The organism is Arthrobacter sunyaminii (assembly GCF_018866305.1).
Lineage (GTDB): Bacteria > Actinomycetota > Actinomycetes > Actinomycetales > Micrococcaceae > Arthrobacter_B > Arthrobacter_B sunyaminii.
Window position 1 is genome coordinate 1,924,729 of record NZ_CP076456.1, and the last position, 22,977, is coordinate 1,947,705.

General features: G+C 65.4%; 20 protein-coding genes. 14 read left to right on the forward strand and 6 right to left on the reverse strand.

The genetic code is table 11. The features are described 5' to 3' along the window. Positions 1-777 precede the first annotated feature (777 nt). The 6 genes from KG104_RS08610 to KG104_RS08635 are packed head-to-tail and all read left to right on the forward strand — an operon-like array spanning position 778 to position 7,245. The gene (locus KG104_RS08610) at positions 778-2,268 is read left to right on the forward strand and encodes a fumarylacetoacetate hydrolase family protein (RefSeq protein ID WP_207346741.1); all 1,491 of its coding nucleotides are present in this window, start codon (positions 778-780) and stop codon (positions 2,266-2,268) included. Continuing rightward, on the forward strand, positions 2,265-2,942 hold the full coding sequence (locus tag KG104_RS08615) for a GntR family transcriptional regulator (protein WP_207346742.1): 678 nt from the start codon (positions 2,265-2,267) through the stop codon (positions 2,940-2,942). The genes KG104_RS08610 and KG104_RS08615 overlap by 4 nt, the downstream gene beginning before the upstream one ends. Before the next feature lie 44 nt (positions 2,943-2,986). Then, positions 2,987-4,504 carry a 5-carboxymethyl-2-hydroxymuconate semialdehyde dehydrogenase gene (gene hpaE, locus KG104_RS08620; protein ID WP_207346743.1) on the forward strand — a complete coding sequence of 506 codons (1,518 nt, stop codon included), beginning with the start codon at positions 2,987-2,989 and terminating at the stop codon, positions 4,502-4,504. A 42-nt stretch (positions 4,505-4,546) separates the two neighbouring features. Further along, positions 4,547-5,632, forward strand: a complete 1,086-nt coding sequence (hpaD, locus tag KG104_RS08625) for a 3,4-dihydroxyphenylacetate 2,3-dioxygenase (RefSeq protein WP_207346744.1) — start codon at positions 4,547-4,549, stop codon at positions 5,630-5,632. Between the two features lie 42 nt (positions 5,633-5,674). Beyond that, on the forward strand, positions 5,675-6,460 hold the full coding sequence (gene hpaH / locus KG104_RS08630; protein ID WP_104103414.1) for a 2-oxo-hept-4-ene-1,7-dioate hydratase: 786 nt from the start codon (positions 5,675-5,677) through the stop codon (positions 6,458-6,460). Further along, positions 6,445-7,245 carry an HpcH/HpaI aldolase family protein gene (locus KG104_RS08635; RefSeq protein WP_207346745.1) on the forward strand — a complete coding sequence of 267 codons (801 nt, stop codon included), beginning with the start codon at positions 6,445-6,447 and terminating at the stop codon, positions 7,243-7,245. The genes hpaH and KG104_RS08635 overlap by 16 nt, the downstream gene beginning before the upstream one ends. Here the strand turns inward: KG104_RS08635 and KG104_RS08640 are convergent. Then, positions 7,239-7,940, reverse strand: coding sequence for a M23 family metallopeptidase (locus KG104_RS08640; protein WP_207346746.1), 702 nt, complete (start codon positions 7,938-7,940; stop codon positions 7,239-7,241). The genes KG104_RS08635 and KG104_RS08640 overlap by 7 nt on opposite strands. A 137-nt stretch (positions 7,941-8,077) precedes the next feature. Between KG104_RS08640 and KG104_RS08645 the strand changes: the two genes are divergently transcribed. From KG104_RS08645 to KG104_RS08655, 3 genes are all read left to right on the forward strand, one after another. Beyond that, the gene (locus KG104_RS08645) at positions 8,078-8,653 is read left to right on the forward strand and encodes a GNAT family N-acetyltransferase (protein ID WP_207346747.1); all 576 of its coding nucleotides are present in this window, start codon (positions 8,078-8,080) and stop codon (positions 8,651-8,653) included. A gap of 32 nt (positions 8,654-8,685) precedes the next feature. Then, the gene (locus KG104_RS08650) at positions 8,686-9,828 is read left to right on the forward strand and encodes a serine hydrolase domain-containing protein (RefSeq protein WP_207346748.1); all 1,143 of its coding nucleotides are present in this window, start codon (positions 8,686-8,688) and stop codon (positions 9,826-9,828) included. 116 nt (positions 9,829-9,944) lie between these two features. Further along, positions 9,945-10,646 (forward strand): maleylpyruvate isomerase family mycothiol-dependent enzyme, encoded by a 702-nt coding sequence (locus KG104_RS08655; RefSeq protein WP_207346749.1) that lies wholly within the window; start codon positions 9,945-9,947, stop codon positions 10,644-10,646. Here KG104_RS08655 and KG104_RS08660 read toward each other — a convergent pair. Continuing rightward, positions 10,541-11,842 carry a glycosyltransferase 87 family protein gene (locus KG104_RS08660; protein ID WP_207346750.1) on the reverse strand — a complete coding sequence of 434 codons (1,302 nt, stop codon included), beginning with the start codon at positions 11,840-11,842 and terminating at the stop codon, positions 10,541-10,543. The genes KG104_RS08655 and KG104_RS08660 overlap by 106 nt on opposite strands. Positions 11,843-11,963: 121 nt before the next feature. Between KG104_RS08660 and KG104_RS08665 the strand changes: the two genes are divergently transcribed. Together KG104_RS08665 and KG104_RS08670 are read left to right on the forward strand one after the other, a co-directional pair. Continuing rightward, positions 11,964-12,803 (forward strand): formate/nitrite transporter family protein, encoded by an 840-nt coding sequence (locus KG104_RS08665; protein ID WP_207346751.1) that lies wholly within the window; start codon positions 11,964-11,966, stop codon positions 12,801-12,803. Beyond that, positions 12,804-13,574, forward strand: coding sequence for a hypothetical protein (locus KG104_RS08670; protein WP_207346752.1), 771 nt, complete (start codon positions 12,804-12,806; stop codon positions 13,572-13,574). A 27-nt stretch (positions 13,575-13,601) separates the two neighbouring features. On the opposite strand, the gene KG104_RS08675 is transcribed toward KG104_RS08670, so the two are convergent. Next, on the reverse strand, positions 13,602-15,215 hold the full coding sequence (locus tag KG104_RS08675) for a Na+/H+ antiporter (RefSeq protein ID WP_207346753.1): 1,614 nt from the start codon (positions 15,213-15,215) through the stop codon (positions 13,602-13,604). Between the two features lie 128 nt (positions 15,216-15,343). On the opposite strand from KG104_RS08675, the gene KG104_RS08680 reads away from it, so the two are divergent. Both KG104_RS08680 and KG104_RS18075 read left to right on the forward strand, forming a co-directional pair. Then, positions 15,344-16,411 carry an alanine racemase gene (locus tag KG104_RS08680; protein WP_207346754.1) on the forward strand — a complete coding sequence of 356 codons (1,068 nt, stop codon included), beginning with the start codon at positions 15,344-15,346 and terminating at the stop codon, positions 16,409-16,411. Between the two features lie 115 nt (positions 16,412-16,526). Next, complete coding sequence (locus KG104_RS18075) at positions 16,527-18,974, forward strand: alpha/beta fold hydrolase (protein WP_237686808.1); 2,448 nt, start codon at positions 16,527-16,529, stop codon at positions 18,972-18,974. A gap of 6 nt (positions 18,975-18,980) precedes the next feature. Here KG104_RS18075 and KG104_RS08690 read toward each other — a convergent pair whose 3' ends face one another. From KG104_RS08690 to KG104_RS08700, 3 genes are all read right to left on the reverse strand, one after another. Continuing rightward, positions 18,981-19,247, reverse strand: coding sequence for a hypothetical protein (locus tag KG104_RS08690; protein WP_207346755.1), 267 nt, complete (start codon positions 19,245-19,247; stop codon positions 18,981-18,983). 39 nt (positions 19,248-19,286) lie between these two features. Next, complete coding sequence (locus KG104_RS08695; RefSeq protein ID WP_216202365.1) at positions 19,287-20,129, reverse strand: putative protein N(5)-glutamine methyltransferase; 843 nt, start codon at positions 20,127-20,129, stop codon at positions 19,287-19,289. A gap of 62 nt (positions 20,130-20,191) precedes the next feature. After that, complete coding sequence (locus tag KG104_RS08700; protein ID WP_216202367.1) at positions 20,192-20,989, reverse strand: DUF4334 domain-containing protein; 798 nt, start codon at positions 20,987-20,989, stop codon at positions 20,192-20,194. Between the two features lie 614 nt (positions 20,990-21,603). Here KG104_RS08700 and KG104_RS18080 point away from each other — a divergent pair. After that, positions 21,604-22,956 carry an HNH endonuclease gene (locus KG104_RS18080; RefSeq protein ID WP_237686810.1) on the forward strand — a complete coding sequence of 451 codons (1,353 nt, stop codon included), beginning with the start codon at positions 21,604-21,606 and terminating at the stop codon, positions 22,954-22,956. Positions 22,957-22,977 lie beyond the last annotated feature (21 nt).

The window sequence follows — 22,977 nt, forward strand, 5'->3', positions numbered from 1 at the left end:
AAAACGCTGTTAATACCCGACACTGCTCCCATTTCTCCTACAACAGGACAGTGGGGCATGGTGCATAGATGCCGTCATGATAGCTACCCCGGCAAAACGCGGGGTCCCTCTGGCCCGTGCAGCGTTTATCGATCCCGCACGTACTGCTCTGATTCTACGCAAAGCGAATGGCAGGCTTTGGCGTCGGCGATCGCCGGCGAAACACCTCATCACCTAAGGCCAGTGACGGTTAGGCGTCTCCGTCAGTTCGCGCCTGCCTATCGCAGTAAAGGAGTGTCTGTTGCGACAAGGGGCTCTCGCAGGCAGCGTGGGGAGGATGACGGTTCTTGAATGTGGGCCTTGTCTCAGCAGTATGTCTCATTTACGAGAGTCTCTGAAAACGCGAAAATGAACATCGATGTGACGGGGCAGTGTGGCAAGCCGCGGACGTGCCGGAGCTGCGACTGTCAATCGAGAGTAGTGGCTTTCACAGCTCAACTGGGCGGTTCTATGTCTTGCAAGCCACGGGTTGTGAGACATGGCGAACGAGACAACTGCAATGACGCACCCTTTCAGGTGCCTAGTGTCCTACAGTCATGTATCGGAACCTCGCAGCGAGCTTATGGCGCGATCTTTGGAAGCAAGACACTTTTGGTTCATGCGGACTGCAACGGCGAGTTTGTGTCTGGCTGCTGTTGGGGGCAACTCTGTTGGCCAAGCGAAGAATTAACACCTTGACGTGACTACCACCACATGTAATGCTGATCATATACGATTTCGTACTTGATCAGGAGAGACATGTCCCCGAGCAACGACGCCACCAAGGACACGCTGAAGCAGGCCGGCAAGGTCATCGCCGTCCACATCAACTACCCCAGCAGGGCAGCAGAACGCGGACGCACCCCGGAACAACCCTCCTACTTCCTGAAGCCCGGCTCCTCCCTGGCCCTCACCGGCAGCACGGTTGAGCGCCCGGCCGGCTGCGAGCTGCTCGGCTTCGAAGGCGAAATCGCCCTGATCATCGGCAAGACCGCCCGCCGGGTGAGCATCGAGGACGCTTGGAATTACGTCGGGGGAGTGACCGCCAGCAATGACCTGGGCGTCTACGACCTGCGCTGGGCAGACAAGGGCTCCAACCTCCGCTCCAAGGGCGGTGACGGCTTCACCCCGGTCGGCCCGGCTATTCTCAACGCGGCCGACGTCGACCCCGCCGCACTGCGCATCCGCACCTGGGTCAACGGCGAACTCGCCCAGGACGACACCACCGCAGACCTGCTCTTCCCCTTCGCCCAGCTGGTGGCGGACCTCTCCCAGCTGCTCACGCTGGAACCGGGCGACATGATCCTCACGGGCACTCCGGCCGGCGCCTCCGTGGCCGTCCCCGGCGACGTCCTGGAAATCGAAGTGGACGTCCCTGCCACCGGAGCAACCACCGGCCGCCTGACCACCACCGTCACCGAGGGCACGACGGCGCTGGCCGCCTTCGGCGCGCAGCCCAAGATCGACGACAAACAGCGCGAAGAGGCCTGGGGTTCCGCCGAAAAGGCCGGCCTGGCTCCGCAGGCCGAAACCGAGCAGGACCAGCCCAAAACCCTCACCCCCGAGCTGAAGGCAAAGCTGGAATCGGTCGCCACCGCCACCCTCAGCTCGCAGATGCGCGCCCGCGGCCTGAACAACGTCTCCATCGACGGCCTCACCGGCACCAAGACCGGCCGCAAGGTCGTCGGCACCGCCCGCACCCTGCGCTACGTCCCCAACCGTGAGGACCTCTTCAAGTCCCACGGCGGCGGTTACAACGCGCAGAAACGCGCCATCGACTCCGTCCGCGAAGGCGAAATCCTGGTCATGGAAGCCCGCGGCGAGAAGGGCACCGGCACCCTGGGCGACATCCTCGCCCTGCGCGCCCAGTACAACGGCGCGGCAGCCATCATCACCGACGGCGGCGTCCGCGACTACTCCACCGTGGCTAGCTTCGACCTGCCCGTGTACTGCGCCAACCCGCACCCCGCCGTCCTCGGCCGTCGTCACATCCCCTGGGATACGGACATCACCATTGCCTGCGGCGGCGCCACCATCCAGCCCGGCGACATTATCGTGGCCGACGACGACGGCATCCTGGTCATCCCGCCGGCCATCGCCGAAGAGCTGGTGGAAGCCTGCATCGTCCAGGAACACCAGGAAGAGTTCATCGCCGAAATGGTGAAGGCCGGCAACAGCGTGGACGGCCTCTACCCGATGAACGCTGCCTGGAAGGAAAAGTACGAAGCCTGGGCGGCGGAACAGGCATGAGCAGCACCGGCACAGGCACCCGCTCCAAATCGGAGCAGGCCTACGAACAGCTGAAGACCCGCATCCTCGGCGGTGAAATGAGCCCCGGCTACCGCCTGGTGCTCAGCAGCATCGCCAACGACATGGGCTTCAGCGTGGTGCCGGTCAGGGAAGCCATCCGCCGGCTCGAAGCCGAAGGCCTGGTGCACTTCGAACGCAACGTCGGCGCCACCGTGGCCGGCATCGATCCGGACCTGTATCTGCACACCATGCAGACCCTCAGCATCATCGAGGGTGCCGCCACCGCGCTGGCCGCCCCGAGCATCAGCACCGAGGATCTGGCGCAGGCCCGGGACCTGAACAACCAGATGCACGAGGTCCTGGCGAACTTCGACCCGATCCGGTTCACCCAGCTGAACACCGAGTTCCACGCCCTGTTGTACGGGCACTGCCCCAACCCGCACATTCTGGACCTCGTGCACCGTGGCTGGGCCCGGCTGGGCCGGATGCGCACTTCCACCTTCCGGTACGTGCCGGGCCGGGCCCACGCCTCGGTGGAAGAACACGAGAACCTGTTGAACCTGATCGAATCCGGCGCCCCAGCGTCCGACGTCGAACACGCCGCCCGCGCGCACCGCACCAATACGCTCAACGCCTTCCTGGCCCAAAACGGCCAGCCTCCGTCACCCATCTGATGTAGATCCACCAAGAACTTTCAACGCAGAAAGAGGACCACCCCATGGCCGAACACTTTGTTCCCGAAAACCTTCCCACCCACATCCAGCACTTCATCAACGGCAAGTTCGTCGACTCCGCCAGCGGCGCCAGCTTCGATGTGCTGGACCCGGTCACCAACAAGACGTACGCCACCGCCGCCGCAGGCCAGAAGGAAGACATCGACGCCGCCGTCGCTGCCGCCCGCGAAGCCTTCGTCAACGGTCCGTGGCCGAAAATGAAGCCGCGCGAACGCGCCCGCATCCTGAACAAGATTGCCGACGCCGTCGAAGCCCAGGAAGCCCGTCTGGCCGAAATGGAAACCTTCGACACCGGCCTGCCCATCACCCAGGCCAAGGGCCAGGCCCTGCGCGCCGCGGAGAACTTCCGCTTCTTCGCGGACCTGATCGTCGCCCAGTTCGACGACGCCATGAAGGTCCCCGGCGCGCAGATCAACTACGTGAACCGCAAGCCCATCGGCGTGGCCGGTCTGATCACCCCGTGGAACACCCCGTTCATGCTCGAGTCCTGGAAGCTCGCCCCGGCCCTGGCCACCGGAAACACCGTGGTGCTCAAGCCGGCCGAATTCACCCCGCTGTCCGCCTCCCTCTGGGCCGACATCTTCACCGAAGCCGGCGTTCCCGCCGGTGTCTTCAACCTGGTCAACGGCCTGGGAGAGGAAGCCGGCGACGCGCTGGTCAAGCACCCGGACGTGCCGCTGATCTCCTTCACCGGCGAGACCACCACCGGCAAGACGATCTTCCGCAACGCCGCGGAGAACCTCAAGGGCATGTCCATGGAACTCGGCGGCAAGAGCCCCTGCGTGATCTTCGCTGACGCAGACCTGGACGCCGCCCTCGATTCCGCCCTGTTCGGCGTCTTCTCGCTCAACGGCGAACGCTGCACCGCCGGCTCCCGCATCCTGGTGGAACGCCCCGTCTACGACCAGTTCTGCGAGCGGTTCGCCGCCCGTGCCAAGACCATCGTCGTCGGCGACCCCCACGACCCGAAGACCCAGGTGGGCGCCCTGGTGCACCCCGAGCACTTCAAGAAGGTGGCCTCCTATGTGGAGATCGGCAAGACCGAAGGCCGCCTGCTGGCCGGCGGCGGCCGCCCCGAAGGCCTGGAGGAGGGCAACTACATTGCCCCCACCGTCTTTGCCGATGTAAAGCCCGACGCGCGGATCTTCCAGGAGGAGATTTTCGGCCCCGTCGTTGCCATCACCCCGTTCGACACCGAAGACGAGGCGCTGGAGCTGGCCAATAACACCAAGTACGGCCTGGCTGCCTACGTCTGGACGCAGGACCTCACCCGCGCGCACAACTTCGCGCAGAACACCGAGGCCGGCATGGTGTGGCTGAACAGCCACAACGTCCGCGACCTGCGCACCCCGTTTGGCGGCGTAAAGTCCTCGGGCCTGGGCCACGAGGGCGGCTACCGCTCCATCGATTTCTACACTGACCAGCAGGCCGTGCACATCACGCTCGGCAAGGTCCACACGCCCAAGTTCGGGACCGACGACGCCGCTACGGTCGCCGGCTAAGCCTCCCAGACACTTTTACCCCGTTTGCAAAGGAGCAGCCTCATGAGCGTTTCAGCCATCAACCCCAACCCGATCCCGACGCCGAGCATCCAGCCGCCGGACATTGTCCGCTGCGCCTACATGGAGCTCATCGTCACCGACCTGGCCAAGTCCCGCGAGTTCTACGTGGACGTCCTGGGCCTGCACGTCACCGAAGAGGATGACGAGGCCATCTATCTGCGCTCCCTCGAGGAGTTCATCCACCACAACCTGGTTTTGCGCAAGGGACCCGTCGCCGCCGTCGCATCCTTCGCCTACCGCGTGCGCACCCCTGAAGACGTGGACGTGGCCGAGGCCTACTACAAGGAAATGGGCTGCCGCACCGAACGCCGGGCCGAGGGCTTCACCAAGGGCGTGGGCGACTCGGTCCGCGTGGAGGATCCGCTGGGCTTCCCGTACGAGTTCTTCTACACCGTGGACCATGTGGAGCGCCTGACCCAGCGCTACGACCTCTACTCCGCCGGTGAGCTGGTGCGCCTGGACCACTTCAACCAGGTCACCCCCGACGTTCCCCGCGGCCGTGCCTACCTGGAGGACCTGGGCTTCCGCGTCTCCGAGGACATCAAGGATTCCGACGGCGTCACCTACGCCGCCTGGATGCACCGCAAGGACACCGTCCATGACACCGCCCTGACCGGCGGCGACGGCCCGCGCATGCACCACGTTGCCTTCGCCACCCACGAAAAGCACAACATCATCCAGATCTGCGACAAGATGGGCGCCCTGCGCATCTCCGACCGGATTGAGCGCGGCCCCGGCCGCCACGGCGTCTCCAACGCGTTCTACCTCTACATCCTGGATCCGGACGACCACCGCATCGAGATTTACACGCAGGACTACTACACCGGCGACCCGGACAACCCCACCATCACCTGGGACGTGCACGACAACCAGCGCCGCGACTGGTGGGGCAACCCCGTGGTTCCGTCCTGGTACACCGAGGCCTCCCTGGTCCTGGACCTGGACGGCAACCCGCAGCCGCTGGTGGCCCGCACCGATTCCTCGGAAATGGAAGTGACAGTCGGTGCGGACGGCTTCTCCTACACCCGCGGTGACGAGACCGATTACAAGGTCGGCTCCCAGCTTTAAGCAGGCTCACTCCGAACAGCCATCCGAACAGAAAGCAGTGCGGTGCTAGATAAATCAACTCTCCAGGCGGTGGCCGATGAGCTGGTCGAAGCCAAGCGGACCCGGACCCCGGTTCCGCTGCTGACCGCCCGTTATCCCGAGATGACCATCGCGGATTCCTACGCGGTGCAGAACCTCTGGGCGGACCGGCTGTTGGCCTCCGGCCGCCGGCTCGCCGGGCACAAGATCGGCCTGACTTCCAAGGCCATGCAGGCCGCCACCGGCATCACCGAGCCGGACTACGGCGTCATCCTCGATGACATGGTGCTGGAAAACGGCTGCACCGTGCAGTGGGATGAATACACCCACCCGCGGATCGAGGTGGAGCTGGCTTTTGTGCTCGGCAAACCGCTGGCCGGCCCGCACTGCACCATCTTCGATGTTCTGGATGCCACCGACTACGTGGTTCCCGCCTTGGAAATCCTGGATTCCCGGATCGAGATGGAAGGCCGGACCATTGTGGACACCATCGCGGACAACGCCGCGATGGGCGCCATGGTGGTGGGCGGGAACCCGGTGAAGGCGGCCGACGTCGACCTGCGCTGGGTTTCCGCTTTGCTCTACCGCAACCAGGGCATCGAGGAAACCGGTGTGGCGGCCGGAGTGCTGAACCACCCGGCTGCCGGCGTGTACTGGCTGGCGAACAAGCTGGCTGCGCACCAGACCTCGCTGGAAGCCGGGGAAATTATCCTCGCCGGCTCCTTCACCCGGCCCATGTGGGTCTACAAGGGCGACACCGTGTTCGCCGACTACGGACCGTTGGGAACCATCACATGCCGCTTCGAGTAGAGGAAACCTTCGCCGCACGGCTCGCCGCCCGCGGCCGCCAGACCGGCATGTGGGTCTGCTCCGGCAGCCCGCTGGTCGCGGAAATCTGTGCCGGTTCCGGCCTGGACTGGCTGCTGATCGATGCCGAACACAGCCCCAACGGGCTGGAATCCCTGCTGGCCCAGCTGCAGGCCGTGCACGGTTATCCGGTGGCCCCGGTGGTGCGCCCGCCGTCGGGGGATCCCGTGCTGCTGAAGCAGTACCTGGATCTGGGCGCGCAGAATCTGCTGATCCCCATGGTGGACACCCCGGAACAAGCCGCCGACCTGGTCCGGGCCGTCCGCTACCCGCCGCACGGCATCCGCGGCGTGGGCAGCGCCCTGGCCCGGGCCTCGCGCTGGAACAGGATCGACGGTTACCTGCACAACGCTGAGGACACCCTCACGCTGCTGGTGCAGATCGAGACGGTTGCCGCCGTGGAGAATGTTGCTGCGATTGCCGACGTCGACGGCGTGGACGGGCTCTTCATCGGCCCCTCTGACCTGGCTGCCTCCATGGGCCTGCTGGGCCAGCAGGATCACCCCGACGTGGTGGCCGCTGTCGAGCACTGCATCCGTGAGATCAAGGCCGCCGGCAAACCTGTGGGCGTGAACGCTTTCGCCGAGGCCACCGCCCGCCGCTATATCGCGGCCGGCGTCGACTTTCTCCTGGTGGGTGCCGACGTCGCCCTCCTGGCCCGGGGGAGCGAGGCCCTGGCCGCCACCTACATTTCATCCGCGGACGACGACGCCCGCGCCAGTTACTGAAAAGGACGTGGTGCGGGTGCCCGGACCGTTGAGGCTTCCTGCGGTAGTGCGTTTCGGCGAGGGATGAAGCCGGTGCTGCCGGCCGGTCTTTCATCGAAGGCACGGAAAACCAGCGGCAGCCCGCGGGCGGTCCACGGGTCCGCCCGGTCCATGGCCTGCACATGCACGTGCGGCTGTGTGGAATTGCCGGAGTTTCCGCAGTCCCCGATGTGCTGGCCCTCCCGGACCTGCTCGCCGAAACTCGCCCGGAGCGAACCGGACCTCAGGTGCATCACCCCAACCACTGCGCCGCCGTCGGGCGTTTGGATCAGGACATGGTTGCCGGCAATGGCCCCGGCTCCCTGCCGCAGCCGGGCCTGCTGCCCCAGCAGATACGGCAGCAGGGCGAGCTGGGACCGGCGGGCTTCATGGTCGCGTTCGCCGTCGTGGACTGCCACCACCTGGCCGCTGACGGGGGCCAGGATCGGGCGGCCGAAGGAAAAGAAGAGGTCCGGGGGTTCGGTGCCCAGGACCGTGTGCCAGCTGACCGAGGGAGCCGTCCGGCCGTCGTCGTCCACGCCCACAAAATCGATGGCGTACGTTGTCGCGAGCAGATGCGTGCCGTGACTGGGCACCCGGCGCAGCGGGCTGTTCTCCACTTTCCAGGTGCCGGTGAACGGAAGCGCGACCTCCAGCGGATTCGGGGATGCCTTCATAGCGGTGCCTCTCTCCCTTCTAGACGCATATGATCCCCGAGTACCGCACCCAGGCCAAGTAGCAAGATCAGTCGGTGGATGTCAGGCTCCGGCCGTCGCGCAATGGATGCGGGCACAGCTGCGCCTAGGCTGGGCGGATGCGCCAAGACACGTCTCGATGGACCCCGGTCACCACCGAGCGGCTGTTGCTGCGCCGCATCATGGACACGGACCACAGTGCAGCCGTCCGCATCCACACGGATCCCAGGACCACCAGATACAACCGGAAGCCGCCCACTATTGAGAAGGCCGAAGAGCTTCTGGAGTTCTTCCTCGGCCACTGGAACCGGGAAGGTTTTGGCTACTGGGCAGTGGCGGAGCGGGAGCAGCCGGAGACGGTCATCGGGTTCACCGGGCTGCACCGGGCCGTGGTTGCCGGCAGGGAGGTGCTGAACCTCTACTACCGCTACGATCCGTCCGTTTGGCGCCGCGGCTATGCCACTGAAGGAGCCCGGGAAGCGGTGCGCCGGGGCAGGGAATTGCTGCCTGAACTGCCTGTGCTGGCCAGCATGTCGGACCGGAACCTTGCCTCTGTGAAAACAGCCCGGGCCGCGGGGCTGCAGCGCCGGACCTCACTGGACCGGCAGATTGGGCGCGACGTGGACATCTATTTCACCCTCGGTTGGCTGGACGGGCCCGATAGGAAGCGGCCCCGGTATGCCGGGCAGCGTTGACTCTCCGTCTCCCGCGGACGGACAGTGGACGCATGCCAAGAAGAGCTGCACCGTTGTGGGACGCGCTCGCCGAAACGGTCCGTTCGGGCTGGTGCCCGGGGCTGGTGGCAGGCGTCCGGATCAACGGCGAGACTGAGGTCTTCGCTGCCGGTTCCCTCGATACCTCCGCATCCGCCCCGATGACCGAAGATGCGCCGTTCCGGATTTCGTCGCTCAGCAAGCTGATGGGCGGGGCGCTGGCCCTGTCCCTGGTGGCGGACGGAATGCTGGAACTGGACGACGACGTCGCGCGGTGGCTTCCGGCGCTGGCGGCCCCGCGCGTCCTGGCCACCCCCGATGCACCGCTGTCCCTGACCGTGCCCGCCCGCAGTCCGATCACTGTCCGCCATCTGCTCACGTTCACTGCCGGGCTTGGCATCGACTTCGGACGCACTCCTTACGCGGCGGCCACACGCGAGCTTTTATGGGGGCCGAATCCGCCGGCGGTGGCACCCGAAGAGTATCTGGCGCAGGTCGCGGCCCTGCCGCTGGCGCATCAGCCGGGGGACCGCTGGATGTACCACGCCGCGGCGGATGTTCTCTCGGTCCTGCTGCCGGCCGTTGCGCTCACGCCGTTGGGGCAACTCCTGGAGGAACGGATCGCCGTGCCGTTTGGGCTGTCCGGTACCGGATTCCCCACCGGGAACGAGCAGTTTCCCGCCGTGTATGAGGCAGTTGAGGGCGGTCTGCGGGAAGCGGAGTCCTACCGGGACGTCTTTGCGGCTCCGCCGGTGTTCGGCTCCCTCGCCGGAGGTCTGGTCTCCACGGTTCCGGACTATCTGGCTTTCCTGGCCGGATTGGCCGATGACACTGTGCTGCCGCCTGACCTCCGGGCGCAGATGACGGCTGACCAGCTGACCTCGCGGCAGCGTGCCGGCATGATCGAGATGTCCGGGCCGGACGAATCCTGGGGCTTCATGACGGCGGTGCAGGTCGGCGCGGGCGCTCCGTGGTCCGAACCGGGCATGTGGGGCTGGTCCGGCGGCTCCGGGGTGAGCGCCGCCGTCTGTCCCAACGGGGATATTGGCGTCATTTTCACCCAGCGCTTCATGGCCGGACCGAACGATACGTTCGATTTCTTCTGGGAACCCTTCGGCCAGGTTCGGGACAAGCGTCCTCCGGGGATTAGTTGGTGAGCGCGGGGGCACTTTTGGGGGTGAACCTTTTGCCGGTGCGGGACCTTTGCTAGAACTGCCGTGGTGAGGGCAGCCGTCCGGACGCAGCATTCAAGCCAGGATTGTGAAGTGAAGCCATGAGTACAGGGAAGAACACCGGAGGGGAATTGTGGGCCCTTATCCACGCGGAGCGCGCCAAACTGGCTGAGGATCTAGAGAACCTGTCCGAGGAACAGTGGCAGCACGGCACACTGTGCACCGGCTGGACGGTTGAGCAGGTCCTGGCACACCTCACCGCAGCAGCAAGCACCAACCAGCGGCAGTGGATGCGGAGCATGATCGGCGCCCGCTTCCGTCCCGACGTCCACAACCAGCGGCGGCTTGCCGAACATCTGGGCTCCACCCCGGCGCAAACACTGCAGGGGTTCCGGGCCGTCATCAACAGCACCACCGCCCCCTCCGCCCACACCGCGGCGTACCTGGGCGAAGTGCTGGTGCACGCCCAGGACATCCGCCATCCGCTGGGATTGACGCGGACCCCGGGTCCGGAGGCGCTGGATCCGGTGGCTGGGTTTTTTGCCTCCCGCGACTTCGCCGTTCCCAGCAAAACCTACGCCGAGGGTCTTCAGCTCCGGGCCACGGACAGCGCCTTCAACGCAGGCTACGGATTCCTCGTTACGGGGCCGGTCCTTGCCCTGGTCATGAGCTTGGCCGGCCGCACCGCGTATCTGGATCAGCTCGCCGGACCAGGGGCATCCACGCTGCGGGCCCGGGTGGAACGGAACCTTGCAACGGTTTCGGCACCGCCCGCGTCCGGGACGGGATCCGTTGCCCAGTAAACCAGGGCCAGGATCGGAAGGATGACGCCCAGGCTGGTGAACAGCTCCAGCGCGGCAGGTCCCTGACCGCTGACCTCGCCGGTAAGGGTCATCGTGACGGTGATGGAAGAGAGCATAAACACCGGCACCATGGCCACCGCCAGGGCCGTCCCCATCGCGCGCACCCCGGCCCGCCGCCGTCGTACTGTCACCCACAGTGCCGGCAGGATCAGGGCAATCCAGACCCAGTGGTGGAACCAGGAGATGGGGGAGATGGCCAGCATCACCACGGCATTGGCGCTGATCGCTGCCACTTTGTCCCCGCGCCCGTCAGCGCGGCGGATGGCCAGGAAACCCAGCACGACGACGGCGGCACAGGCCAGGAGCCACAGCGGGCGCTGCAGGAACTCGGGGGTGCCCAGATGCACCATCAGCGAGTTCAGCGACACGTTGTACATGTCGGTGGTGTCGCCCACGCGCGCGGGGTCGGACAACGCATCAAACCAGAACGTGCGCGACTGCGCCGGTGCCGCAAGCCAGCCCACGGCCACAGTGGCAGCAAAAGTGGCTCCCATGGTGAAGATGGAGCGCCAGTCGCGGCGCACCAGGAAAATGAGCCCGAAGGCCAGCGGAGTCAGCTTAATGCCGGCCGCCAGCCCGATCAGGACACCGCGCGGCACGCGGCCGGCGGGACGGAGTAGGTCAGCCACGATCAGCAGCATGAGCATTGGATTGATCTGGCCGAAGCCCAGGCCTTCACGCCACGGCCCGAGCAGACCGATCAACACGGTGGCCAGGACAATGACTCCTGCCGGGCCGCCAAGCACAGCCTGGAGCCGTGCGGGGACGGCGTCATTGAGCTGCAGATAGCGGGACACCAGAACCGCTGTCACCAGCAGGCAGAGGCAGGAAGTTGCGGTCAGCAGCACCAGTCCGGCCGCTTCGGGCAGGAAGGCAAAGGGGGCCAGCAGGAGCGCGGCGAACGGCGGATACGTGAACGGCAGCCCGCGGGTGTCGGTCTCCACCAGGCTCGGGTCATACAGCTGGTGCTCGCTCTTTCCCAGGAACGCCAGCGCACCCTCGCGGTACACGGTGAAATCCAACCCATGGATCTGGGCGCCGAAAACTACGAGCGCGAGAGCGGCGGGTACGCCCAGGATCAGCCAGAGAAGCGCGGTGCGGTGCCGCGTGCCGTGAGCAGTCGTCGATAAAGCCATGCCTGCCAGTCTAGTTTGGCCGGTGATCTCCCAACGTCCCCCCGTATATTCCTCAGCAGGCTTACTGTTGTATCCGGTGTCCCGGTGGGCAGCAGGATGCAAACGCAGCGAAAGGAACGGCATGAGCGAGGAACGCCGCAGGGAAATCGGGGAGTCGGAAGCCCCCGTTGAGGACGAACTGCAGGAGTCCTTTGAAAACACCATCACCGAAGGGGCCGAACGGTTGCACCGCACATTCCGGGCCGTCCTGGTGACCGGAGTGTTCGGCGGACTCGAGGTGGGCTTGGGAGTCATGGCCTATCTGGCCGTGATGCATCAAACCGGAGACCATCTGCTGGCCGGAATAGCCTTCAGCATGGGCCTAATTGCGTTGTTCCTCGCCCACAGTGAGCTCTTTACCGAGAATTTCCTGATGCCGGTGGCGGCCGTGGTGGCCAAAGAGGCCAGCCTGCGGCAGCTCGCCAAGCTCTGGGGAGTGACACTGCTGGGCAATCTGGCGGGCGGCTGGATCATCATGTGGATTGTCATGCAGGCCTTTCCACAGTGGGAAAGCCTCATCGAGGAATCAGCGCGGCACTTCACCGACGCCCCGTTTTCCCTGCAGACTGTTGCCCTGGCCGTTCTGGGCGGAAGCACGATTACCCTGATGAGCCGCATGCAGCAGGGCACCTCGTCGGATCCGGCCAAGATCGTAGCCACCGTGATCGGCGGGTTCCTTCTTGCCGGACTCCAAATGTTCCATTCCATTCTCGATTCCCTGCTGATCTTCGGGGCCATTCAGTCCGGTGCCGGCATCACCTACCTCGAATGGCTCACCTGGTTTGGCTACACGCTGCTCTTCAACATGCTGGGCGGACTGGTGCTGGTCACAGCCCTGCGCCTGGTCCGGACGAAAGAGCTGCTGAAGGAACGCCGTGATGCGGCCCCCGCGGACCCCGACGCTTCCCGCGGCGGTGCCTAGGTGTCCCGCCTGCTGCGTTTCCGGGGTTTGTTTCCGGTCTTGTGCTGCCTTGCAGCTGCCCTGACGGGATGCAGCGTCCAGACCAACTCCGCCGAACCGGAATCGCCTGAATTCACATCGCTGACGGACGCTTACCGTGCGGTGGACGAGGTTGCGGACTGTGATGAGACTCCGCCGGAGCCGCCGGCTGTCTACCTGCCGGACGGCGGCGCAACCGGCGAAGCTCTGATGTGCACCGGCAGCGTTGTGCTGTTCTGGTTCGAAACTGACCAGGAGCGCTCGGCTGTGCTCTATTTGCTGGCTTCGGCTGCAACTCCGGCAGAAGATAAGTGGGTGTATTTTGCCGAGGGCAAGAATTGGTTCCTGGCCGACATGTCCGATGTGCAGGTGGGGTCTGAACCTGATCGCAGGGTGAACGTCGCCGAGGTGGCGGAAGCGCTCGGTGCCAGGTACACAGGTGCGGATGGCATGCATGCGGAGGTCAGGACGGGTCCGGCGGCGACCCTTCCCGGGCAGGTCCCCACCGCTGCGAATCGGCTTCCGGATGAATTTGGCAAGGGATCAAAGTTCTTCGCCGCGGTGCGGGAACATGCGCCCACGCTGACCCCGGAGCGTGTTGACGACGAGCAGCTGCTGGGAATCGGATCCCTGGCCTGCACCAATGCGGATGACCCGCAGAAGCAGCGCAAGTATCAGGAGTTCTGGATCCAGCGCGGTTTCACGGAATCCGAAGTGCAGGTGATCTTCACGGAAGCTCGCACGATGTGCTGACGGGCAGCTGCTGCCCGCCCCGCGCAGTTATTCTTCGTCAGCTGCATCGTGCGGAGCTGCGAGTCGAACTTCCTCCAGGTCCAGCCGTGCCTGGAGCTGAAGGAGCACCGTGTCATCAATCCGACGCTCGTCCCGCAGGCGGATCAGCGTGTTTCTTTTTCGGGCAATGAGTGCCAGGCCCAGTTCGCGGTACTGGCCGGCGCGGGTCAGGGCACGGGCGGCGCCGTCGTCGTCTGCGTCCGTTTCATTCGCCAGCGCTCTGAGGACACCCAGGCGTTGGTTGTATTCCGTCACCAGCTCATCAACCACCTGCTGGTCGGTGCCGAGCTCGGAGGCCAGCCGGGGCATGGCCTCAAGCGCGTCGTTGATGGCCGATGCCTGGGCGAAGCGCAGTTCCTCGGTACGGGCCTCGGTATCCTGCGGCAGCCGTGCCCAGCGCGCCACTGCCGGCAGCAGCGGAGCCTGCAGGACGAGGGTCACCACGATCACTCCCGCTGCGACAAAGATGATGAGATCCCGGTCCGGAAACGGTGTGCCGGCTGCCGTGGAACGCGGAGTCGCCAGGGCAGCCGCGAGCGAGACGGCACCGCGGAAGCCCGCCAATCCGCTGACGACACGTGCCCGGTTGCTGATTCTGCGGGCCCGTTGGCTTTCTCTGCGGTCCAGTAGCCGGATCAGATACGTGGTGCCGAACAGATAGGCCAAACGGACGGCAACGATCACCACCGTCACCACGCCGACCAGGACCAGGCCGCGGAACAGCTCACCACGGGTCAGCTCGGATATTGCCCTGGGAAGCTCCAGTCCAACCAGGACAAACAATGCGCCGTTCAGCAGGAAGGTGGCCAAAGACCAAAACGCCGTCATTTGACGGCGGGTGCCGGCCTGCACAACCCTCGGCCCCAGCCGTCCCATCGCAAGCCCGGCCACCACGACGGCGAGAACACCCGAGGCTTCCACCGATTCGGCGAGCACAAAAGCCGTGAAGGGCGACAGGATGGTGACCACGTTGCTCAGCAGCGGATCCTGAATCCAGCGGCGGACATGCACCCCCGCCCAAGCGGTGAGAGCCCCGGCGGCAATCCCGCCCGCATAAGCGAGCAGGAAGCGCCCGGAAACATCTGCCGCATCCAGTACCTCGGTGCGGGCAGTGGCCGCCACGGCCACGCCGTAAACTACCAGCGCGGTTCCGTCATTGATCAGGCTCTCCGCGCGCAGGACAGTAACGTACCGGTTCGGCAGCACGCGCGCCAGAGCGCCGACGGCGGTGGCATCCGTGGGCGCAATGGCGGCGCCCAGCACCCAGGCCGGTCCCCAGGGCAGCCCCAGGGCATGGGCTGCCGCGGCCACAGCCCATGCTGTCACTATCACCAGGAGGGTGCCCATCAGCACGATGCCGCGCAGATTGCTCCGGACCTCCCGCAGCGACGTGCTGATGCTCTCCCAATAAAGCAGGACCGGCAGGAACAAAAACAGCACGGCCTCGGGCGGCAGCTCCACCTCAGCCAGAGCCGGAATCAGGCCCAGCAGGATGCCGCACGCCAGCAGCAGCACCGGGGCCGGCAACCCCCACCTGCGCGCAGCAAGACTGCAGAGCAGCACCGCCGTGCACAGGATTACCACCAGCTCAGAGCCAAGCACCTTAGGTCCTCAACGGATTCGAAGCGAAAGCGATGCAGTTCTCCATTTCTCCACGGTAGAAGCGTCACAAAGCCAATGGCAGGGCGGCAAGGGGAAGCGGGCGGTTCATATGGTGTTGAATTGCTCAGATGAGTGCAGTGAACCCGGACCAGGATGCCCCGTATCTCCGCTTGGATACCGCCGTCATGGAAGCGAACATCCGTGCCATGGCATCGTCCGCTCAAACCCGGGGGCTCGGCCTCTGGCCGCACGCCAAGACGCACAAATCCGCGAAGATTGGTCGACTGCAGCTGGCCGCGGGCGCAGAGGGCCTGACCGTGGCAACAGTGGGGGAGGCGGAAGTGTTTGCCGCCGCCGGTGCCCCGGGCATCTTCATTGCCTATCCGCTCTGGATGACGACGGCACGGGCGAAGCGCCTGCGCACGGTGGCCCGCCAAACGCTGCTGCGCATCGGCGTCGACTCTCCGGCAGCGGCTGAACAGCTGGCGCGCTTCGACATTCCCGCTGAGGTGATGATCGAAGTGGACTCCGGCCACCACCGCAGCGGCTGCCAGCCCGGGAACGCGGGTGAGCTTGCCGCACATACCGGGCGTGTGGGGCTGAAGGTGGCGGGCGTTTTCACCTTCCCCGGCCACAGCTACGCTCCCGGCAACGGTCGTGCAGCGGCCGACGACGAAGGCCGGGCGGTCACCGAGGCGGTGGCCGGCCTCGAAAGTGCAGGTGTTACGGCACCGGTGGTGAGCGGCGGTTCCAGCCCGTCCGCCGCTTACTCCCGGAACATGCTGACCGACATCCGGCCCGGCGTATATGTGTTCAATGATGCCCAGCAGCTGGAACTGGGTACCTGCTCCATGGAGGACATTGCCCTGACTGTTGTGGCCACTGTGGTGTCAAAGCCTGCCGGGCGGGTGGTCCTGGACTCGGGAACCAAGACGCTGGGTGCTGATCGTCCGGTCTGGGCCACCGGGCACGGGCGCCTGCTGGAGCATCCCTCCGCGCGGATCACCGCCGCTTCGGAGCATCACGCCACGGTACAAATGCCCGGACCGCTGCCGGACCTGGGCAGCAGGGTACTGGTGGTGCCCAACCACGCCTGCAACGCCGTGAACCTGCACGAGGAGTATGTGCTGGCTGGTGGAGCCGCCGGGTTCGCAGGGTCATCACGCTGGGCGGTGGATGCTCGGGGCATGAACTGATCTTCGGCTGAACCCGATAACGTCACCCGGGTCCGCTAGTGTCGGACGCAAAGGCACAACGGCGTGCCGGCAGCGGCAGCCGAGCCGCAAAACAGGGGCAGAAAACGGGGGACTCATGGAAACCGAAGCTGAACATCTGGACGTGCTGATCATCGGCGCCGGACTAAGCGGGATCGGTGCTGCCTGCAGGTTGCGGCAGGACCATCCTGGCCGGTCCATTGCACTGCTGGAATCGCGCGGCCGGGCGGGCGGGACCTGGGACCTTTTCCGCTACCCCGGCATCCGCTCTGATTCAGACCTGTACACCTTCGGCTATGACTTTCGGCCGTGGCTCGAGGAGAAAGCCATTGCGGACGGCCCGAGCATCCTTTCTTATTTGTTGGAGACAGCCGCCGAGCATGGCGTGGACGCCCTGATCCGCTACCACCACAGGGTGATCTGCGCAGATTGGTCCAGCAGGGAAGCACGCTGGAACATCACCGTGGAGCGGACCAGGACCCCGGAACCCGTTCCGGATTCAGCACCGGACTCAGCGCCTGCCGAACCGGTGGGAACCGGAGAAACACTGCACCTGACCGCGGGTTGGATCTTCAACGCTGCCGGATACTACCGCTACGACGAGGGGTACACCCCCGAGATCCCCGGGCGCGAGCAATTCTCCGGGCGGATTGTGCATCCGCAGCACTGGCCGGAAGATCTGGATGTGTCCGGCAAACGGATTGCAGTAATCGGCAGCGGCGCCACCGCGGTGACCCTCGTGCCGGCGCTCGCAGAACTTGGTGCCCGGGTGACGATGATCCAGCGCACTCCCACCTACATCCTGCCCATCCCCGCGGAGGACCCGATCGCGCGCCGGCTGCGCGGCGTCGTCGGCCCCGAGCGCACCGGAAAGATCATGGCCGAAGTCAGTGCCCGCCGGCAGCGGGCCATCTGGGCCTTCTGCCAGCGCTGGCCCAACCTGGCCCGAAAGCTCATCCGCGGCATCCAGTCCCGTGTTCTTCCGGAGGGCTTTGACCTGGACACGCACCTGAATCCGCCCTACCGGCCGTGGGACCAACGGCTGTGCGCGGTTCCGGACGGCGATTTCTTCACCGCCCTGGGCAGCGGCAACGTCACCATGGTCACCGGGCAGACGTCCGCGTTTACCGAACACGGCGTGCGCCTGGCGTCGGGGGAAGAGGTGGAAGCCGACGTCGTCGTGACCGCCACCGGGTTGGCCCTGCGGATCCTGGGCGGCATGGAGATGCGGCTGGACGGCGTGCCCGTGAACCTTGCGGAGACCGTGGCATACCGCGGCGTCATGCTCAGCGGCATCCCGAACATGGCGTTTGCCATCGGATACACCAACGCGTCATGGACCCTGAAAGTAGGACTGCTGACCCGGTGGTTCTCCCGGCTGCTGACCCGCGTGGACCGCCTCGGCCACACTGCCGCAGTACCGGTGGCCCCCGCCGGCATGCCCACCCGGCCGCTGCTGGACTTTGGCGCCGGGTATATTCAGCGCAGCATGGCTGACTTGCCGCGGCAGGGAACGCAGGCGCCCTGGCTCATGACCATGAACTTCCTGGCCGACCGCCGGGACCTGCAAAAGGCCGCACTGGTTGATGAGCACCTGCAGTTCACTGGTCCGCAGGGGTCCCTGCCCGGTCCGCAGGATGAAGATCGCTTCGTGAATCTCGAGTCGGGGGTGCGGCTGTGCTATCGCGTTGACGGGCCCGATGACGGTGAGCCGGTGGTTCTCGTGGCCGGCCTCGGGCTGGATCTGATGTCCTGGCCCGCTGCATTTGTGGACGGACTGGCAGCCGCCGGGTACCAGGTGATCCGCCTGGATAACCGTGACGCGGGGCGTTCGAGTCGAATGAATACCCCCGTGCCCAGCCTGCTGCACCAGGCCCTGGCCCGGCCCGTGCCCGGTGCCTACCGGATCGAGGATATGGCGGATGATGTCGTCGGCCTGATGGATCACCTGCAGGTGGACCGGGCACACATGGCGGGGATGTCCATGGGCGGCATGATTGCCCAGTCCGTCGCGGCCCATTATCCGGACCGGGTCCTGACCCTGACTTCGATCATCTCCACCACCGGAGCCCGGAAAATCGGTGCCGCGGCACTGTCAACCAAACGCAGGTTTGCCGCCCGGCCGCCGCGGACACGGGAGGAGTTCATCAAGGACCGGGTGGGCATGATGCGGCATCTTTCCGGGCGGGTGAATCCTGCGGAGCCGGCGGAAGAGGCCAGGATCGGCGGACTGGCCTGGGACCGGGGCATTTATCCGGACAATGGAACTGCACGTTCCCGGCACCTCGGTGCCATCAACGCCTCTGCGGACCGGACGGCCGACCTCGCCGGAATCAAGGCGCCAACACTGGTAATCCACGGCGACCGGGACCCCATTGTGCATCCGAGCGGGGGAGCGGCAACCGCTGCGGCCATTGCCGGCTCACGCCTGGTGACGGTGCCCGGCATGGGCCACTACTTCCACCCCGCCGTGGTGCCCGAGCTGCTGCGGCTCATGATCGGGCATCTTCCGGCGGGACGGACGGCAGAGGAGTCCGCGTACTGAGTTGTCCTACTGACCCATACCGGGGGAAACCGGAACGAAATTGATCTTGTTGTTGTCCAGGACCCGCTTGTTGGCGATGCGGGTGAAACCCTTGGCGTCCAAGTGGTTCTTGGCGCGGAAATCTGCCAGGGCGTCGTCGTACGCCTTATTGATCTGTGCGCCGGTGAGTACTTCCGTGCTGCCGTCAGTGAAAACGATGCTGACGGGGGCGGACTTGGGGAAGTGCCGGTCCATGCGAATGAAGCCGTCGTTGTCCTGCTGAAGAGTGATCAAGTGGTTCCGCCTTTAGAGATGATGAGGTTCCAGTCTTCCCTATATTTGGGCCTGTGCCGTACCAGCCCCTGTACCTGCCGGGCCGCGGCCGACGGCGATCGTTGCCTCGGGCCCCTCACTGGTGATGATTTCAGGCCGCAGGTCCTGCGCCGCCATGAGTTGGGCCACGGTGGCGGACTGCTCCCTGCTGCACTCCACCACCAGTGATCCGCCCGGGCGCAGCCATGCCGGTGCTGCGCTGATGATGCGCCGGAGAACAGTCACGCCGTCGGCGCCCCCGTCGAGGGTAATTGCAGGTTCATGGTCGCGCGCTTCCGGAGGCAGGGTGTCCAGTTTCGAAGTGGGGACATAGGGGGCATTCGCAACGACGACGTCGACCCGCCCGAGCAGGGTTTGCGGCAGCGCACTGAACAGATCACCGGCCAGGACGGTTGCCCGGCCGGCCAGGTTGATGCGTGCACATTCGATCGCTGCGGGGTGGATGTCGACGGCATAGGCCTTCAGGGAATGGCCGGTGCGTGAGGCGATGGCCAGGCTGACGGCTCCGGAGCCGCAGCAAAGCTCGACGAGCACCGGGTTGGTCAGGGCGCTGATCAGCGCTATGGCGTGAGCGGCCAGCAGTTCCGTCCGCCGGCGGGGGATGAAGACGCCGGCGGAGACCGTAATCCGCAGGCCGTAAAACTCGGCCCAGCCGAGAACCTGTTCAAGCGGAAAACCGGCGCACCGCCGCAGGACCATCTGCTCCAGATTCTTGGAGCCTGCAGTTTCGGCGCTGCGCTTTACGGCTTCGGCGAGAAGGAGACTGGCCTCCTCCTCGGCGAAAACACAACCGGACGCTCGGAGCCGTGCGGCCAGCAGTTCTTCGGGAATGGTCCGGTGCACAGGGATACTGTCACAGCTGCGGCAGCGTGGGGCAAGGGACAGAGGCGGGCGCGAAGCTGCCGCTAGCTGATCCTCACAAGCGTAAACATGAAGGAAGGATGGGGTCCGGGCATGTCCATTGCCCCCAGCAGCGTGTTCGCGTCCACTCTGCGAAAGGCATCGTTGATTGGCAGCGAATCGTAGATCATGGTGGCTGAGGCCACGCCGCGGTACTCCATCATGCGGAGTCTGGCCTTCGGCTGTGTCGTTCGGAGCAGGCGCAGCAACGGGCGGATGACGCGGCCGGCGGCCGGACGGCGCAGGATGGGGCCGAGCTTCAGGGCTGTCCGCAGCGGAACAAACCACGGATTCACCTCGAAGAGGTTGCCGTCCCTGCCGCTGAAGACCAGCGGGTGTGCGGACTCGGTGCCCTCGAATCTCTTTCCCTGCCATCCGAAGCTGCCGAGAACGCCGTCGAGGGGATGACCGGTTGGCACTTCTGCTCCCTGCCATGAGCCGGTGAGTTCGTTGATGCCCACCGGCGGGAGGGAGTCGAAAAACGCCAGGGCTTCGCTGGAGGTGGCGCCGGCGCTGAGGCCGTTCAATCCGGCCAGTGCTTGGGTGACATCGTTGTTGGGACTGATGCCGGTGGGGTTGCCGAGGCGGGCACCGGACAGCGGTGCATAGGCTTCCCAATGTCCACCGGCACTCTCGAGCTTTTCGGCATCGGAATTTGCGTCCTCATATCCGGAGGTGAAGGCTCGCGCGGCCGCAGGATTTGTTGCAGGCGCACTGCTGCGAATTGTGCGGCTCTTTCCCTTGCCGTTCTCGAACCTCACAACAAAGTCACTCCCCAGCTCTGCTGCGATTTGAGCGGCCAACGCTCTTCCCTGCTCCCCGTGAGTTCGGTCCTTACGCCGTGGTGCTGCCTTGTCACCGTTGGCTGTCGCATCCGTAATCGAGGCGTAGTAGCGGCTTTCCCAGGCGGCCAGGTCCGCTTTGAGCTGTTCACTAAGCTGTGAGTCCCCGAAGTCGACGGGACCGCCAGGGAGCCAAACAGGAGATTCGGCCCATCCGGGAAACAGTCGGACGAGGACGGGAACGCGATGGTGGTCCACTGGGCCTTCTTCCATGCGACGGGTTTTCGACGTTAGGTGAAATGTACGTGAAAGGTACCTCTGAGCAAACGTTATGAAACCCGCGGCACTCAGTCCGGGCGCCAGAACACCAGTACTTTTTCGAAGAAATTTGAGTAGGGCCGCCTTCCAATTGTGCCGGACCTGAAAGCTAAAATAGAACATATGTACTACTCGTGAAGGCTGAACGGCACGGAGGCTCCAGATTGAAAACCGCAGTCATCCCAGGTAAGCCTCCCCTTGAAGGGAGGACTTCTGACGGCAGCGCTCGCCTCTGCGGTCCCGGCGGAGAGCAGGCTGTTGACCCGGCTGTTGAGTCAGCGACGGTGGGGGTGCTGGAGGCTGCTGAGCGTGCCTGGTTGATTGATGAGATTCGGTTGTTGGAGGAGTTGAAGTCCGCGGCCGCGGCGGCGCAGGCTCGGGCTGCGGCGGCGTTTGATGCCTCGACCCGCCGGGCGCAGGTCCGGGCGGGGCTGGCGGCGGAGGAGTTGGGCCGGGGTGTGGGCGCGCAGGTGGGGTTGGCCCGCCGGGAGTCCCCGCACCGGGGCAACCGGTTGCTGGGTTTGGCGAAGATCCTGACCACGGAAATGCCGTGCACCCTGCACGCTTTGAGTGTGGGGGTGCTCAGTGAGTGGCGGGCGACATTGTTGGTGCGGGAGACGGCGTGTCTGTCCCGGGAGGACCGGGGCCGGGTGGATGCGGTGGTGGCCGGGGACCTGGCGGGGTTGGAGGCCCTGGGTGATCGGGCACTGGTAGCCCGGGTGAGGTCTTTGTCGTACGGGTTGGATCCGCAGTCGGTGGTGAATCGTGCGGCGAAGGCGGTCGAGGGCCGGTATGTGTCGTGTCGTCCGGCGCCGGACACGATGACGTATTTGACGGGGTTGTTGCCGGTGGCCCAGGGGGTGGGGGTGTTCGCGGTGTTGTCGCGGGAAGCTGACCGGTTGCGTGCTGCCGGGGATTGCCGGGGCCGGGGTCAGATTATGGCCGATACGTTGGTGGAACGGGTCACGGGGCAGGCGCGGGCGGAGGATGTGCGGGTGGAAGTGCAGTTGATCATGACGGACCGGGCGTTGCTGGCCGGGGTGCTGCCCGCAGGTGTCATGGATTCCGGTGATCCGGACGCCGGTGTTCCTGATGGTTCGGAGCCGGCGGTGTTGGCGGGGTACGGGGTGGTGCCGGCGCAGTGGGCGCGGGACCTGATCCGCGGCAGCCGGCCGGACACTGGTTCGGGTTCCGATGCTGAAGGATCATCCGCCGCGGTTGTCCTTCATGGCGTTGAAGGAACATTGTCGGGGTGGGGCAGGGTGCGGGTGCGGCCGGATCCGCGGACCGAGGTGTGGTTGCGGCGGTTGTATGCGGTTCCCGGGTCGGGGCGGCTGGTGGCGATGGATTCGAAGGCACGGTTGGTGCCGAAGGGTTTGGCCCGGTTTATCGCAGCTAGGGACCGGGTGTGCCGGATGCCGTGGTGTGGTGCTCCGATCCGGCATTTTGACCATGTTGTGCCGGTTCGTGAGGGTGGCTTGACGTCGGCGGGGAATGTTCAGGGTTTGTGTGAGGCCTGCAACCAGGCCAAGGAAGCACCCGGCTGGACCGCCCGAACCACGCAGGACATCGCGGACCACCCGCCGGACGGCAGGCACACGGTTGTGACCACTACGCCTACAGGGCATGTCTATCGGTCCATTGCTCCTTGTCCGCCGGCTCTGGAGTAAAGGTGTTGGCAGAAGTCAGGT

Bases quoted from the DNA above. Each gene is read 5' to 3' on its own strand.
- KG104_RS08610 (WP_207346741.1), top strand. From the start codon at position 778: ATGTCCCCGAGCAACGACGCCACCAAGGACACGCTGAAGCAGGCCGGC.
- KG104_RS08615 (WP_207346742.1), top strand. From the start codon at position 2,265: ATGAGCAGCACCGGCACAGGCACCCGCTCCAAATCGGAGCAGGCCTAC.
- hpaE (WP_207346743.1), top strand. From the start codon at position 2,987: ATGGCCGAACACTTTGTTCCCGAAAACCTTCCCACCCACATCCAGCAC.
- hpaD (WP_207346744.1), top strand. From the start codon at position 4,547: ATGAGCGTTTCAGCCATCAACCCCAACCCGATCCCGACGCCGAGCATC.
- KG104_RS08635 (WP_207346745.1), top strand. From the start codon at position 6,445: ATGCCGCTTCGAGTAGAGGAAACCTTCGCCGCACGGCTCGCCGCCCGC.
- KG104_RS08640 (WP_207346746.1), bottom strand. From the start codon at position 7,940: ATGAAGGCATCCCCGAATCCGCTGGAGGTCGCGCTTCCGTTCACCGGC.
- KG104_RS08645 (WP_207346747.1), top strand. From the start codon at position 8,078: ATGCGCCAAGACACGTCTCGATGGACCCCGGTCACCACCGAGCGGCTG.
- KG104_RS08650 (WP_207346748.1), top strand. From the start codon at position 8,686: ATGCCAAGAAGAGCTGCACCGTTGTGGGACGCGCTCGCCGAAACGGTC.
- KG104_RS08655 (WP_207346749.1), top strand. From the start codon at position 9,945: ATGAGTACAGGGAAGAACACCGGAGGGGAATTGTGGGCCCTTATCCAC.
- KG104_RS08660 (WP_207346750.1), bottom strand. From the start codon at position 11,842: ATGGCTTTATCGACGACTGCTCACGGCACGCGGCACCGCACCGCGCTT.
- KG104_RS08665 (WP_207346751.1), top strand. From the start codon at position 11,964: ATGAGCGAGGAACGCCGCAGGGAAATCGGGGAGTCGGAAGCCCCCGTT.
- KG104_RS08680 (WP_207346754.1), top strand. From the start codon at position 15,344: ATGAGTGCAGTGAACCCGGACCAGGATGCCCCGTATCTCCGCTTGGAT.
- KG104_RS18075 (WP_237686808.1), top strand. From the start codon at position 16,527: ATGGAAACCGAAGCTGAACATCTGGACGTGCTGATCATCGGCGCCGGA.